Origin of the sequence: Paraburkholderia kirstenboschensis (assembly GCF_032806925.1) — a bacterium.
In the GTDB taxonomy this organism is placed as follows: domain Bacteria; phylum Pseudomonadota; class Gammaproteobacteria; order Burkholderiales; family Burkholderiaceae; genus Paraburkholderia; species Paraburkholderia kirstenboschensis.
In genome coordinates this window covers 1604142-1617875 of the sequence record NZ_CP136511.1, presented here as the reverse complement: position 1 = coordinate 1617875, position 13734 = coordinate 1604142, and the positions used below count along the sequence as shown (strand labels likewise).

Genomic DNA, 13734 nt, shown 5'->3' with positions numbered 1-13734 from the left:
ACCATGTCACCGAGCGTTCCAGCGCTTTTCCGGTCGCTCGATGGAGCGCCTCTTTGTCTAACGAGAATCCAGGAACCGCACCATACAAGCCCCCTGTGAAGCCGACAGAACATGGCAGTCGACGATGGCGCTCCTCCCGAGCGAAGCCGATATGCGGTCCACCGCAGTGTCCAGTCTCGTCCGCTCACGGTACAGCGAAAGCTGCTTTTCGAAATGTGCGATCCGGGTTCTGGAGCGCAGCGGGCGAACCTCGGCAACGGTTGCGTGGAGCGACGCGACGTCCTGCCACTACGGCGAACAGCCATGGCGGCGCTGCATCGCGCGGAAAGCTGGGGTTTGCGCTCTGAGTGGCCAGACCATTGCAAGAGGCGACGCCGTGTATCGACCCAGGCGCGTTCGACCTGCACCACGCAATGTCGCGGCGATGATTCTGGCTGCCGTCATGGGGGTCATCCCGATGGAGGAAGGTGTCTGACGATCCAAACGTGGCTTTCGTCAACGCCACCGCGTCTGCCCGGCATTGCGATGCACGAAGGCGTGCCGGAACGACAATCTCCTTGCAAGCCCACGGTCACCATCCGAACTTGGCTTCGAGGCCCACATAGTCCGCAATGCGCGCCCCCAGCGCACGAATCGAATCAGTTCGCAACTGGCGCGACGAGTTCAGCTGGTCGTCGAACGGGAGCTTCGGGCCTTTGGCAAGCGTCGCGTACAACAGCCCCGCGTTGGGACGCGCGATCAGCATACCCGGAGGATTGCCGCGGCGGTCGCGCCGGATTTCGCCGCCCGGCGGATTCGGCGTGTCGCGGTCATAGCCGACTGCGCGCAGCGCCGCCGCATTCAACAGCGCGCTGTCGTAGAGGTGGAGAATGAAGACGGGCGTATCCGGCGCGATTGCGTTGATCTCTTCGAGCGTCGGCGCGCGCTTCTCCGCGAACTGGAATTCGTTCCATCCACCGATAACGCGCACCCATTGCGGCGCGGGCGTGCGCGCGACTTGCGCGCGCAGCCTTCCGAGTGCATCGCGCAGTGACGGCACGCCATCCCAGTGAAGTTCGAGATTGAAATTCAAACCGCCGCGAATGACGTGAAGATGCGAATCGTTGAGACCGGGAATGACCGTGCAGCCCTTCAGATCGATGCGGCGCGTGGAATCGCTCGCCCACTGCATCACATCGTGGTCGTTGCCGCTCGCAATGATCTCGCCTCCTGAGATCGCAAGCGCCGTCACGAACGAACGTTTGTCGCCCTGCGTCGCAATCTTGCCGTTGTAAATCACCAGCTCCGCAATACGGGCGGGCCGAAGGGGTGCGGTCATCGTTGCTCTCCGTGGTGCTGGGTCGAACGCGTCCCACGCGCGACGACAGCAGCGTCGCGCGTGACGCATGACAGGGAATGCGTGGGGAGATCGGTCCGATCGACGCGCCTAGTTCGCGTGCCCGCCGAGAATCTGCTTTGCGTAGCGCACGCCGATGCCATACGAGGTGTGTGCCTTGAAGATCTCCATGACGCCCGCATACGTTTCGCCACGCGCCCAGTCGCGTTGCAGTTCGCACATGAACTGCACCGACGTCATCGGCACCGCGCCGGCCTGGACGACGCGCTGCACGGCACGCTCATGCGCTTCTTCGGTGATATCGCCACAGGCGTCCGTCGGCACGTAGATTTCGAAGCCTTCGGCCAGCATCTGCACGGTCAGCACCTTGAGGAGCCTGGCGCGCTTCGCGAGGATCTGGATGTTGTGCATCAGCGTCGTGCACTCGTGCGAGTGGGTGCCGAAGAACATCTGCGGCTGATGGTTGATAAGCGCGAGCGCGCATGTGTCGGGCGTCAACAGTTCATAGGCCATGAGTACCTCCATTTGGCAGCAATACGAGGGACTCGCACGGTTGCACGAAAGCGCCCGCGTCCGGTTACTGGATGACTTCAGTCGTGCATCGACCAGGCAGAACACGAACGGCTTGCCCGCGCGGCTTGAGTGCGAGTTTGACCATGCCGTGCGGGCGTGGCGACCTGCGGCAAGCGTCCACGGAAGCAAGATATAGCGCTGTGCCCACCCGGAACATTGCACGTTTATGTAATGTGAGCCACGTCGAAGTGTCTAGCCTCGTTGCTCATGCAGCGTGGAGCGCCAGCAATTCCGCCGGTGTGATTCCAGATTCATGTAATAGCCGCGCTTCGCTCCGGCGACTAGGATCCGTAACTGACACTCTGAACCGTTCAACTCAGTTGCAACGGAAACGAAATGTCCGTTTTCCGTGCCACTCGTATCGCTGCCGCCGCACAGGCAACAGCGCGCGGGTGGGTTTCCCGTTTTCCTTGCCTCATCTCAAGAACGCACTCACGTGGGATGAGTCTGTCTTGCCTCGCCGGGAAGCATCCGATCTGCAGCAATTTTTTTACCTATGGAGATGTGAGATGACGACGATAGCTGCCGACTACATGGTTGATGCACTAGTCAACGCGGGAGTGAAGCGTGTGTTTGGTGTGGTGGGGGATTCGCTGAATGGGTTCACGGATTCGCTGCGCCGGGATGGTTCGATCGAATGGGTTCACATGCGGCATGAGGAAGGCGCGGCATTCGCCGCCGGCGCCGAAGCTCATCTCACAGGGGAACTTGCGGTGTGTTGCGGAAGCTGCGGTCCGGGCAATCTGCACCTGATCAACGGCTTGTTCGACTGCCATCGCAGTGGCGTTCCTGTTCTAGCGATCGCCGCGCATATTCCAAGTTCGGAAATCGGTATCGACTATTTTCAGTCTACTCATCCCGAAGTACTGTTCAAGGAATGCAGTCACTACGTCGAACTCGTCACCAGCCCGGACCAACTGCCGCAAATTCTGGGCCGTGCCATCCGGACGGCCGTCGCGCGTAAAGGCGTCGCGGTTGTCGTCATACCGGGCAATGTGGCACTCGGGCCGCTCACCAAACCTGCGCCGAAATGGAGTGCGCCTGTCGCTCCGGTGATTCGCCCATCGAACGACGAAGTCGCGAAACTCGCAGGTCTGTTGAATAAGTCCTCGCGCGTGACGTTGCTTTGCGGAGCGGGTTGCAAGGATTCACACGCGGACGTCGTGGAACTCGCCCGCAAGCTGCAGGCGCCCATCGTGCACTCGCTGCGAGGCAAGGAGTACATCGAATACGATAACCCGTTCGATGTGGGAATGACGGGTCTTGTCGGGTTTGCCTCCGGCTATGCCGCGATGAAGAGTTGCGACATGCTCCTCATGCTGGGTACCGACTTCCCTTATCGACAGTTCTACCCCGAGAAGGTGACTATCGCGCAAGTCGATACACGGGCGGAAGCGCTCGGCAATCGATGCCCGATCGAGCTCGGCGTATTGGGAACAGTCAAGGATACGCTCGGTGAACTTCTGCCCATGATTCAGGAAAAAACGGACAGCAGTTTCCTGAGTCACGCGCTCGACGACTATCGCAGGGCTCGCCAGAGTCTGGATGAACTGGCGCAGCCGGAAGCGGGCAGCAGCACAATTCATCCGCAATACGTAACCCGGCTCGTCAGCGAACTGGCCAACGAAGATGCCATTTTCTCCTGCGACGTCGGCACCCCCGTCGCATGGACAGCCAGATATCTGAAGATGAACGGCAAGCGACGCCTGATTGGTTCGTTCAATCACGGCTCAATGGCCAATTCGCTGTTGCATTCGATCGGCGCGCAAGCCACGTTCAGGGACCGGCAGGTGATTTCGATGTCGGGTGACGGCGGCTTCGCCATGATGATGGGCGAGTTTTTGACGCTGATTCAGACGGGTTTGCCGGTCAAGGTCGTGGTGCTCAACAACGGAACGCTGGGCTTTGTGGAAATGGAAATGAAGGCCAGCGGGTTCATTGATACGGGTTGCGACCTGAAAAATCCGAACTTCGCTGCAATGGCCAATGCGATCGGAATTAAAGGCGTGCGCGTCGAGCACCCGGCGGAGCTGGAAGGCGCCCTACGCGAAGCATTCGCCCATCCGGGTCCGGCTCTCGTCGACGTAGTGAGCGCACGCCAGGAGCTCGTGATGCCGCCTGCGACCAGCGCTGACCAGGCTTACCACTTCGGGCTGTTCATGCTTCGTGCCGTCATGGACGGTCGAGGCAAGCAGCTCATCGACCTCGCCAAGGTCAATCTGTTCCGGTAGTGCAGTCCGCAAGTGTACAGGGACCGTTATCCACCCTCCTTCACTACTCAATGGAATCGAATCATGTCGAGCAAGATCGCAAGCACGGTAACCGTTCCATCGAAACGCGAGCCTATACACATGGGTTTCGTCATCGCGTGGCTTTTTTGTGCCGCGTTCTACTTCATGCAGTACATGTTGCGTTCTGCGCCGGGCGTGATGATTCCGGAGCTGAGCGCGGCGTTTGCCCGCGATGCGCTGGGCGTGGGGGCGCTTGTCGGCCTTTACTACTACTCGTATGCACTGTTCTCAATCGTCTGCGGTGCGTTGCTCGATCGGCTCGGCGGCAAGGCGGTCATTCCGGCCGGCATCGTGCTTGTTGCCGTCGGGGCGGCACTGTTCGGACTCGGCACCGTGGAGGCCGCGCAGGCCGGCCGCCTGCTGCAAGGCGCGGGTTCGGCGTGCGGGTTCATCGGAGCGGTGTATCTCGCCACGCACGGCTTTCCCCCGCGTTCTCTCGCGACGGCGGTCGGTTTCACCCAATGCTTCGGCATGCTGGGCGGCTCCGCGGGTCAGTTCGCCGTTGCGCCGCTCATTCACGGCCTCATCACGTGGCAGCAGTTCTGGTGGTTGTCCGGCTTCGTCATTCTGTTGATCGCCGTGCTGGTGCTCGTCGTGACGCCGGCAACCCGTGAAGACAGCCCGGCCGGCCAGGGCTCCTGGATGAAGATGTTCACGCCGTACAAGGAAGTGCTGTCCAATCCTCAGTCGTATCTTTGCGGTTTTTGCGCCGGCCTGCTGTTCCTGCCGACTACCGTAGGCGACATGATCTGGGGCATCCCGTTCCTGCGCGACGGGCTGGACGTCAGCTATGCGGAGGCCGTCAACCGCGCGAGCATGGTGCCGCTCGGCTGGGTGATCGGCTGCCCGCTGTTGGGCTACCTGTCTGACCGCTTGGGGCGCCGCAAGCCCGTCTTGATCGGAGGCGCCCTGCTGATGCTTGCGTCGGGCGCAGGCATTTTCTATCTGCCGGCCGGCGTCGCGCCGCCTTACGTGCTAGGTCTGCTGCTCGGAATCGGCTCCGGCGCCGCAATGCTGCCCTACACCGTGATCAAGGAAGTCAATCCGGACAAAGTGAAGGGCAGCGCGAGCGGCGCGATCAATTTCCTCGTGTTCACGTTCAGCGCGTTGCTCACGCCGCTGTATGGCAAGCTGCTGGCGCACCTTGCGAACGGTGGCGCAATGGACCTGCCGGTGTTCCGCTCAGCCGGCGCGTGCCTGCTCAGTGGCATCCTGCTCGCCATGGTGCTTGCGATCTTCATGCGCGAGACCGGACCGCGCGGGCGCGCAAACGCCTGAAGCGATGTAAGGCGACCACGCTCGATGAACGCTGGACGACTCAGTGAACCATCGTCACCGGTGTGATCGTTCGCATTGAGATAGAGGCGAGCGTTGCCAGTCTTCGAAAGAGTCGCAGATGACTGGCGTCGATCAGCATGGCGTGTTTTTCCAGCCGTAAACGCTGCCGCGCGCCGCGCATCGACCGGTTCGAGTATTTCAAGCGGTTCTACTTCGGTCACGCAGCGCTCCAAAAACATGAACGCGGCAAAGCGCGCGGCCTCTGCCGCACCGGCGTCGTCCATTGCAGGCCGCCTATCCCGCGGTTAGTTTTGTCCTTTGATGCTAGCTAAAGCCGGGTTAACGTCGCATAAAATTTTTGACGAAAGTCGCGCGTGCTTCAGTCCTGAACTGCGCAAACACAACGCGACTACGACGCGCGGGGCTTTGTCAAGCTGATCGCTGCAGACTACCCTTTGGCTGAAGCATAGTCATCCTTACTAGACAGATTCTTAGATACGGCATTGATGGTCCACTCATGACATGTGGCGAGGCATTGCTGGAGTACGGCACGAATAGATGCCGCGTTCCGCGAAAGCGGCACATCTGGCGTTCGCGCCTGCGGGTCGGCTGGTGCTATTCTCGGCACGGTTGTTCAAGCGTGCAGCCGCCTTGACGAAAACGTGCTTCACATGAGCGAGCTCAGGAATGTCAGCCTTCGCCGTCGGGTAGCTGCGCAACGGCTCTGTCAACTTGTCGAGACCGAGGCGGAAAGACGGCAGGAAAAAGCGTCCCTCAGAACGCGTAGGACGGATTCTGGGTGACTTTTTTAGCTCCCCTGCTCTCGTAGGCATCCAACTTCATGCCGAGAAAATATGGCGCCTGCACGACCTTCAGCCTGGCACCAGAGGAAAGCTCGTGCCACTCCGCCGTGGCAAGCGCTTCGCGATACCAACGATTTGAGTAACCGAGAATCCTTTCGTTTGTCGGCATCACATCGACGATCAGCTCGCCCAATCGCCAGCGGCAGTTAATGTCGTCCTCTGAAGATACAACGAACCCTCGACTGCGGAGCATGGCCTCCAATTTCGTGTAGTCGGCATACGATACAACGTCGACCACGAGATCCACGTCGTCGGTTGCGCGGACTTGTTGTCGACTGTGATGGTCGGGAAAAATCCCGCACGCCGATAATCGACCAGGGAGCGGCGGCGTCACGGGGAATCCGGTAGATGACAGAACGGTAATGTGGGGGTCACTGAGGCGACAGGTCAAATAACAAGAATGGGAAGTGTGATTCAGGCCATTCACTTCTTGCCGGTTCTTGGAGAGACATCATGAAATTGCTTACCGCCGTCGCCATTGCCGCCCTTAGCCTGCCGTTCGGCACCACCGCTTTTGCTCAATCGAGCCCGTCCGGATTAACACATGCCGAAGTCATCGCCCAACTGAAGCAGGCGCAGGCCGAAGGACTCGTGCCAACGCCCAATGGCGACTATCCGCCGTCAGCGGCCACGATTGCCCACAACCGTGAAATTTACGCAATCCAGCACGGCACGGATGGCGCAAGCGGGGTGCGGACTCGAGGTATGCCTGCTTCGCATCCGGTGGCGGCTTCGGATTAGTTGACGGCGCTGCTTCACGCAGGAGCCGCCCCATGTTCGACGTGTGGGCTATTCTAAATGTACCGGCTTATGCGGCGCTTTTGGTTAAGGCTTCCTTCAGCGTGAATCGCTACTATCGCGCCTCAACACGTTGCAGCCAGATCGCCGAGATGGGCATGCGGGCTACGCCCAGCGTATCGTAAGGCCACGAGATCAAGCCATGAAGCCAGTCACCATCGACATGCTAAGAGCTCATCTGATGGCCGCGTCACTTACGGCCATGGCCGCCGAAGTGCTGATGGGTCTTGCGCTACTGGTATCGCCGGTATCGCAACCCATCTTTACCAGCACGCGGTTCCGAATGCTCGCGACCGCAGCGATCGTTGGCGGCGTAGTCGTCATACGCCAATGCGCGCGCATCGCCTTTGCTATGGCCGTGCGAAGCAGTCACGCGACACCTGGCGTCTGTATCACCGGCCCTGTCTGGGTCGCGGCAGATTGCCCGCGGCGCTCGCTCGTGATACTCCACCTACGCTTTACAGGCAAACCGTTCGTGCTTGACAGTCAGTGACAGGAAGCGGCGATGTCGGTTGTCAACGAGTCAACGCCGTCGGACCAGGAACGGCTGATGAACTTGCAGAGCCGCAGCAACTCGCAGACGTCACATCTGAGCGGCAGGCGGACGCCAGCTACGCAACGCCGCTAATAGACCGCAAGACCACGTCGGGTTTTCACATTGCCGCGCAATAGGTCGATGACATGGTCTGCGAGGCGTTCGGTCAGCGGCAAATTGCACAGCATGCACGAGCACCGTGTCGAATGCGAATGAATCCGCGGGTTGAGGATGGACTTAGCGTCGCGCTGCATGCGAGCGTGCGATACCCGACACCCGCACTTTTCACTTAAGTTCCCACGAAGCTGTCGCGAGGCGCCGCGAGGTTCCCCGGCGGTCCTTCGCTTCAGATGCAACCCCGCAGGGTTGCTGAGTTAGCGCGGCAACAGAGCATGATTCCTCTAGGGGCTGTTGTCACTACGGGCACTCTGTCTGTCCCCATCGACGTGGAGAGCACTGGAAACTTCCGCGCACAGTTCTCAGATGCGAAGGTAGACGTCACCGTTCAGCGTTCGAATGAAGGTGAAGTGCAGTCGCGAACGGTTTATTGTACGTATGCATCCACAACTGACTGGATGGATACTGGCGAGCCATTCAAGCAAACAGAATACAAGTTGGCGGCCGCCGGCCTTTGCATGGCATCGGTGCGAATGACGTCGATTTGCCGCTGGCTGCGAAACATTGGTGATCGCGGTTGCGTGTCTCGTATAGGCGCGCGTTCGCATTCGATTGCAGATTGAACTTCACTTCTTCCCTACTCCTCCCTGATGACATATCCAACCCTCCGCACCGTTTCGATCTTATCCGCGCCGAGCTTCCTGCGAAGGTTCGAGATGTGAACCTGAATCGCATTGCTCTCCACTTCCTCTTTCCACCCATAGATGCAGTCTTCCAGCGTTGACGACGACTGAGGTACGCCGCGGTAGGCAATAAGCTGGAGCAGGATTGCCCACTCGCGTCCCGATATCGTGACCGGCATACCCGCGCGCGTCACCGCTCGCGATGCCGTGTCTATGAGCAGTTCGCGGTGCCGGATCTGATTCGTACTGCGCCCTTGGGAGCGACGTACTAGCGCGCGACATCGAGCGACCAGTTCGCGGGCGTCGAAAGGCTTGTTCAGATGATCGTCGGCGCCGGCCGCGAGGGCGCGGACACAATCGGCAGGGCTGTCACTTTCCGCGAGGATGAAGACCGGCACCACACCATTGATGCGGCGTAGCCAGACAAGAAGATCGAGACTCGACCCGCGAGGCAACATCATGTTCAAGATCACCAGCGCATATCGCGCGGTGGTGAGTGCGAGTTGCGCCTCTCGATCGTCCTTGACGCGGTCGACGGCATAGCCTTGGGCGCGCAGAATGGACGACAATCGCCTTGCATCCCTCTGAACTGATTCGGCTAAAAGAATACGCATGATCGGCTGGATGAAACGAGTGAACCGGCGAGCTCAACGAAGCTGGGTCAGAGACGGGCGAAATGAGTCCTCCGCGTCTGCGAGTGGATTTGACGATTCAAATGTCGCGGAACGATTGTGCACAACCACACTTTATCCACGCACTGACCGAGAGATTACATTTTTGTCATATGCGTCGGCCCAACCGTAGCGCTGCTAACTCGCTAGGATGACAAATGCAGTGGACACAGCGCGTAATCGAAAAGAACACGTTGCAAGCACACAACGTAGAGCGTTCCGGAGCTACGCGGACACCTTTTTCCGCAGGCCAAAGATTTTGCGCCCTTATCCTGTACAACCAAGGAGTTAGCCATGTGCGCAAGAGAACGAGCAATTCTGAATTCGTGTGGCGGACGAGGACCGGCGTCCATCCTAATGATTAAGATGCCGTGGCTTTCATCTCACAGAAGTTGAGCCTTTCCAACATCTCTTTCGCTTTGGATAACGTAATGAAAAAGAAGTCATTGTTTGCAGTTAGTGCCTTGTGCATTTCGGCCAGCGCCGCCCATGCTCAAAGTAGCGTCACGCTGTACGGATTAATCGATGCAGGTCTGACCTACACCAACAATCAGCACGGTCAGAAAAATTTCCAAGCGACCAGCGGTGATACAAACGGCAGCCGTTGGGGGTTGCGTGGCGCCGAGGATCTTGGCGGCGGACTGAAAGCCATCTTCACATTGGAAAACGGTTTTAGCATTCAAAGCGGCTCGCTCGGTCAAGGCGGGCGCATGTTTGGACGTCAGGCATTCGTCGGTCTGTCGAGCGAAACGTATGGTGCGCTGACCGCCGGACGTCAATACGACTCCGTGGTGGATTACCTCGGCCCACTTTCGTTGACCGGCACACAATACGGCGGCACGCACTTCGCCCACCCGTACGACAACGATAACCTGGACAACTCCTACCGGGTCAGCAATTCGGTCAAGTATCAAAGCGTCAGTTACGACGGCTTCAAGTTCGGTGGTTTGTACGGTTTCTCCAACCAGGCGGGTGGATTCGCATCGAATCGTGCGTACAGCGTTGGCGCGTCGTATAACTGGGGTCCGTTGAATGCAGCAGTCGGCTACCTCCAACTTAACAACTCGGGTTCAACGTTTGCGACGGGTGCTGTTTCTGATGATGCGACGTTTAGCGCGGGCACCCAGCGCACGTTTGGCGGCGGCCTCAGCTATGCTTTCGGTCCCGCCGTGGCGGGTGTCGTGATCACGCAGACAAAACTGTCCGCAGCGACGGGCATTGGCGCGTACGCCTCGGGTACGAATAAGGGGCTGACGCTGACACGTGGAGATGCCCGATTTACGAATTACGAAGTGAATGGACGCTATAACCTGACGCCGGCATTGGCTATCATCGGGTCGTATACATTTACCGATGCGCGTGTAAGCGGCGTCAGCCCAAAATATAATCAAATCAACTTGCGCACGGATTACTCGCTGTCCAAGCGCACCGACGTTTATCTCGAGGGTGTCTATCAGCACGTCAGCGGTACTGGCAACTCCGGCATCACGGCGGACATCACGGGCCTGTCAGCGTCGTCGGGCAACAATCAGGTAGCAGCAACAATTGGCTTGAGAACGCGCTTCTAATAGGTTGTCCGGACATCCGTCGTTGCTGCCAAGGTGCATTGCGACGGATCCTGAGTTCTCACTTTTGAAGAGCACAGGACGCATTCGCGGGCGATCCATCCGCATTGTTTGCGATGACAATGACCTGCGTGCCTGGCTGCCTCCAGCATGTTCCCTTGCCCAAAGTCGGCTCGCTCCACGATAGCGATTTTTATGGTTCTACTGAGATGGACCCGACGCCTCCCTTCGGGAGACACTGACGGACGTCAACTTGACGTGTGGAGGTTCATCATGGAAATCGACATTCTCGGTATCGATCTCGCGAAAGAGGTCTTCCAGCTTCACGGGGCCGATCGCCGCGGACGGGCCGTACATCGGGCAAAGGTTTCGCGTGGCTCGCTGGCTGAATGCGTGCGTACGCTCAAGCCGAGACTGGTCGTCATGGAAGCCTGCAGCACTGCTCACCACTGGGCACGGCGCTTCCAGTCAATGGGAACAGAAGTCCGGCTGATCAGCCCCCAGTACGTCACACCGTTCGTCAAGACCAACAAGAACGATCGCAACGATGCCGAGGCGATCGTCGAGGCCGCCAGCCGGCCCACCATGCGCTTCGTGCCGGTTAAATCCGTCGAGCAGCAGGACATCCAGGCGGCGCATCGCATGCGTGCCATCCTGCTGCGCCACCGTACCGCGCTGATCAACCAGATGCGCGGCCTTCTTGGCGAACGCGGTCTTGCGATCTCGCGGTCACCGGAAGCATTCAAGCGTGCGGTCCCGGAACTGCTGCGTAACAGCGCCGACGAGCTCACCCCGTTTTGCCAAACACTGCTGACCGAACTCCTTGAGCACCTGCGCGCGGTCGAAGAACGCATCCACTTCATCGAGGTATCTATCCAATCGTTCATGAAGCGATCGGCGCTCTGCCGCAAGATCGCCCAGATACCCGGCATCGGCCCGATTTCAGCGACGGCCATCGTCGCAGCAGTCGGCGACGCCAGACAGTTCCGCAATGGTCGGCATCTGGCTGCCTGGCTGGGCCTCGTGCCGCGGCAGTATTCTTCCGGAGGCAAGTCGCGGCTGTGTCACATTAGCCGGCGCGGTGACACCTACCTGCGCACATTGCTCATTCACGGCGCGCGAGCGGTGCTGCGGTTCGTGAAGTCCAAAACCGACATGCACAGCGTGTGGCTGCAGCAGCTCATAGCACGACGAGGATATAACTGCACAGCGGTCGCGCTGGCCAATCATAACGCGCGAGTTATCCAGGCACTACTCAGCAGCGATGCCAGCTACGTTTCCCGAGGTATTGCCAGCATAGCTGACTAACTCCAGATTTACATGCGCCGTCACTCACCCTGGTTTGCGAAGCTTCTGCGAAACGATGACGAAACTGGTTGAACCAGCACTCCGAAACCTGTTTATTGCGACGGCTGTCGCTCGCGGCAAGCCGCGGTTCTGTTAAGGACGGGGTGCGCGGATCTCATCAAGGCTGCGGGCATGCTTCGGCAATCGCCCACCGGCAAGCCGGATACATGTGTGCAGACCGTTTTGACATCGTGAACAGGAAGCTTGCAAAAGGCGTCGGGTCCATACATGTCGCGATAAGGCGAGCTGCTATGCTGGCTCCGTGTAAGCGAACGCTTTGATCGATGAAACAGAACCTGAATCCGGCCGTGGCAAAAGTCCTCAAGCGCCTGCACTACCCGCTCGACATCACATCCTGATGTGCGTGCGATGGTACGTGGCGTATCCGTTGAGTCTGCGCCATCTTGAACAGATGATGGCCGAGCGCGGCATTGCGGTCGATCACTCGACCGTGCATCGCTGGGCGATGAAGCTGTTGCCCGTGCTCGAGAAAGCGTTTCGCTGTCGCAAGCGCCCGGTCGGTAAGACCTGGCGCATGGACGAAACGTACATCAAGGTCAAGGGGCAGTGGAAATATTTGTACCGCGCGGTCGACAAGGCCGGCAACACGGTCGATTTCCTGCTGCGGGCCCATCGTGACAAGATCGCCGCGCGGCGGTATTTCGAGAAATCTATCGATCAGAACGGCGAGCCCGACACCGTGACGATCGACCGAAGCGGCGCGAACCTCGCCGCTCTCGAAGCGATCAATGCCGATCGTGAAGTGTCCATCAAAATCCGCCAGTCCAAATACCTCAATAACCTGGTCGAGCAGGACCATCGGGCGATCAAGCGACGGACGCGGCCAATGCTCGGTTTGGCTGTGTCAGCTTGACGGGGAGGCGGCGGTAGAATGAAGTGATGAAGAAAACGAAATCGCTTTATCACGGTCACCGCTTCCCAGCCGTCGTCATCAGCTGCGCGGTTCGCTGGTATTTCCGGTTCAGCCTGAGCCTTCGCGACATTGAGAAATTGTTGCTCGAGCGTGGTGTCGTGGTCACATACGAAACGATCCGTTGCTGGTGCGACAAGTTCGGCGCTCGATTCGCCCATTGTGCCAAAGCGGCGCGGCGCAAGCCGGGCAGCACATGGCATCTGGACGAAATGTTCGTGATGCTGCGCGGCGAGCCGTATCTGTTGTGGCGAGCGGTCGACGAGCATGGTGCCGAACTCGACGTGCTGGTGCAAAAGCGACGCGACAAGGCTGCGGCAAAGCGTTTCTTCCGGCGGGTGCTGCGTTCAAACCCGCTGCCGCGCAAGATCGTTACCGACCAGCTGCGCAGCTACCCAGCAGCAAAGGCTGACATTCCCGAGCTCGCTCATGTGAAGCACGTCTTCGTCAAAGCGGCTGCACGCGTGAACAACCGTGCCGAGAACAGCCACCAGACGGCCCGTAGGCGCGAACGCCAGATGTGCGGCTTTCGCGATGCGCGTCGCACGCAGGCATTCCTCTCATGCTTCGGCCCAATCAGGCAACACTTTGCGTTGCCCAGACATCAAATGAACGCAGCATGTCATCGTGCCGTACTCAAAGGACGCTTCGCCACATGGCATGGTTGGACTGTTACTGCGGCAGTCGAGGATGTTATCTGATAAGGATAACTACGCTTTACCTGCGCAGGTAGTCTATGTCCGCCA

General features: G+C 59.1%; 13 protein-coding genes and 3 pseudogenes. 10 read left to right on the top strand and 6 right to left on the bottom strand.

What is annotated here, in order from left to right; translation table 11 throughout:
- The first annotated feature begins 124 nt into the window (after positions 1 to 124).
- Positions 125 to 475, top strand: coding sequence for a DUF3331 domain-containing protein (locus RW095_RS07880; protein WP_317015530.1), 351 nt, complete (start codon positions 125 to 127; stop codon positions 473 to 475).
- Positions 476 to 649: 174 nt separating this feature from the next.
- On the opposite strand, the pseudogene RW095_RS07875 reads toward RW095_RS07880, so the two are convergent.
- Positions 650 to 1318, bottom strand: a pseudogene (locus tag RW095_RS07875) (amidohydrolase family protein); the annotation flags it as partial.
- Positions 1319 to 1426: 108 nt separating this feature from the next.
- Positions 1427 to 1849 (bottom strand): isochorismatase family protein, encoded by a 423-nt coding sequence (locus RW095_RS07870; RefSeq protein WP_317015528.1) that lies wholly within the window; start codon positions 1847 to 1849, stop codon positions 1427 to 1429.
- Positions 1850 to 2418: 569 nt separating this feature from the next.
- Between RW095_RS07870 and poxB the strand changes: the two genes are divergently transcribed.
- Positions 2419 to 4140: a ubiquinone-dependent pyruvate dehydrogenase gene (poxB, locus tag RW095_RS07865; RefSeq protein WP_317015527.1), complete on the top strand. Its 1722-nt coding sequence runs from the start codon at positions 2419 to 2421 to the stop codon at positions 4138 to 4140.
- 63 nt (positions 4141 to 4203) lie between these two features.
- The gene (locus RW095_RS07860) at positions 4204 to 5478 is read left to right on the top strand and encodes an MFS transporter (RefSeq protein ID WP_317015525.1); all 1275 of its coding nucleotides are present in this window, start codon (positions 4204 to 4206) and stop codon (positions 5476 to 5478) included.
- Positions 5479 to 5518: 40 nt separating this feature from the next.
- Here the strand turns inward: RW095_RS07860 and RW095_RS07855 are convergent, their stop codons facing one another.
- The 3 genes and pseudogenes from RW095_RS07855 to RW095_RS07845 all read right to left on the bottom strand — a co-directional run bounded on the left by RW095_RS07855 (position 5519) and on the right by RW095_RS07845 (position 6675).
- Positions 5519 to 5680 carry a hypothetical protein gene (locus tag RW095_RS07855; protein ID WP_317015524.1) on the bottom strand — a complete coding sequence of 54 codons (162 nt, stop codon included), beginning with the start codon at positions 5678 to 5680 and terminating at the stop codon, positions 5519 to 5521.
- A gap of 368 nt (positions 5681 to 6048) precedes the next feature.
- Positions 6049 to 6209: pseudogene (locus RW095_RS41390) on the bottom strand (IS6 family transposase); the annotation flags it as partial.
- A 43-nt stretch (positions 6210 to 6252) separates the two neighbouring features.
- Entirely contained in the window at positions 6253 to 6675 is a 423-nt protein-coding gene (locus RW095_RS07845) for a hypothetical protein (RefSeq protein ID WP_317015522.1), read from the bottom strand.
- A 119-nt stretch (positions 6676 to 6794) separates the two neighbouring features.
- Here RW095_RS07845 and RW095_RS07840 point away from each other — a divergent pair, with 119 nt between their 5' ends.
- Genes RW095_RS07840 through RW095_RS07830 form a run of 3 tightly spaced genes read left to right on the top strand, consistent with a single transcriptional unit; the run spans position 6795 to position 7632 of the window.
- A complete protein-coding gene (locus RW095_RS07840) occupies positions 6795 to 7082 on the top strand; it encodes a DUF4148 domain-containing protein (protein WP_317015521.1) in 288 nt (95 codons plus the stop codon).
- A 32-nt stretch (positions 7083 to 7114) separates the two neighbouring features.
- Complete coding sequence (locus RW095_RS07835) at positions 7115 to 7264, top strand: hypothetical protein (RefSeq protein ID WP_317015519.1); 150 nt, start codon at positions 7115 to 7117, stop codon at positions 7262 to 7264.
- 17 nt (positions 7265 to 7281) lie between these two features.
- The gene (locus RW095_RS07830) at positions 7282 to 7632 is read left to right on the top strand and encodes a hypothetical protein (protein ID WP_317015518.1); all 351 of its coding nucleotides are present in this window, start codon (positions 7282 to 7284) and stop codon (positions 7630 to 7632) included.
- A gap of 796 nt (positions 7633 to 8428) precedes the next feature.
- On the opposite strand, the gene RW095_RS07825 is transcribed toward RW095_RS07830, so the two are convergent.
- Positions 8429 to 9088, bottom strand: a complete 660-nt coding sequence (locus RW095_RS07825; protein WP_317015516.1) for a response regulator transcription factor — start codon at positions 9086 to 9088, stop codon at positions 8429 to 8431.
- Positions 9089 to 9576: 488 nt separating this feature from the next.
- Here RW095_RS07825 and RW095_RS07820 point away from each other — a divergent pair, with 488 nt between their 5' ends.
- From RW095_RS07820 to RW095_RS07805, 4 genes and pseudogenes are all read left to right on the top strand, one after another.
- On the top strand, positions 9577 to 10713 hold the full coding sequence (locus RW095_RS07820) for a porin (protein WP_317016649.1): 1137 nt from the start codon (positions 9577 to 9579) through the stop codon (positions 10711 to 10713).
- A gap of 270 nt (positions 10714 to 10983) precedes the next feature.
- Positions 10984 to 12018: an IS110 family RNA-guided transposase gene (locus RW095_RS07815; RefSeq protein ID WP_317015515.1), complete on the top strand. Its 1035-nt coding sequence runs from the start codon at positions 10984 to 10986 to the stop codon at positions 12016 to 12018.
- Between the two features lie 323 nt (positions 12019 to 12341).
- Positions 12342 to 12913 (top strand): annotated as a pseudogene (locus tag RW095_RS07810) (IS6 family transposase); the annotation flags it as partial.
- Positions 12914 to 12957: 44 nt separating this feature from the next.
- Positions 12958 to 13689 (top strand): IS6 family transposase, encoded by a 732-nt coding sequence (locus RW095_RS07805; protein WP_317015513.1) that lies wholly within the window; start codon positions 12958 to 12960, stop codon positions 13687 to 13689.
- Positions 13690 to 13734: the final 45 nt, after the last annotated feature.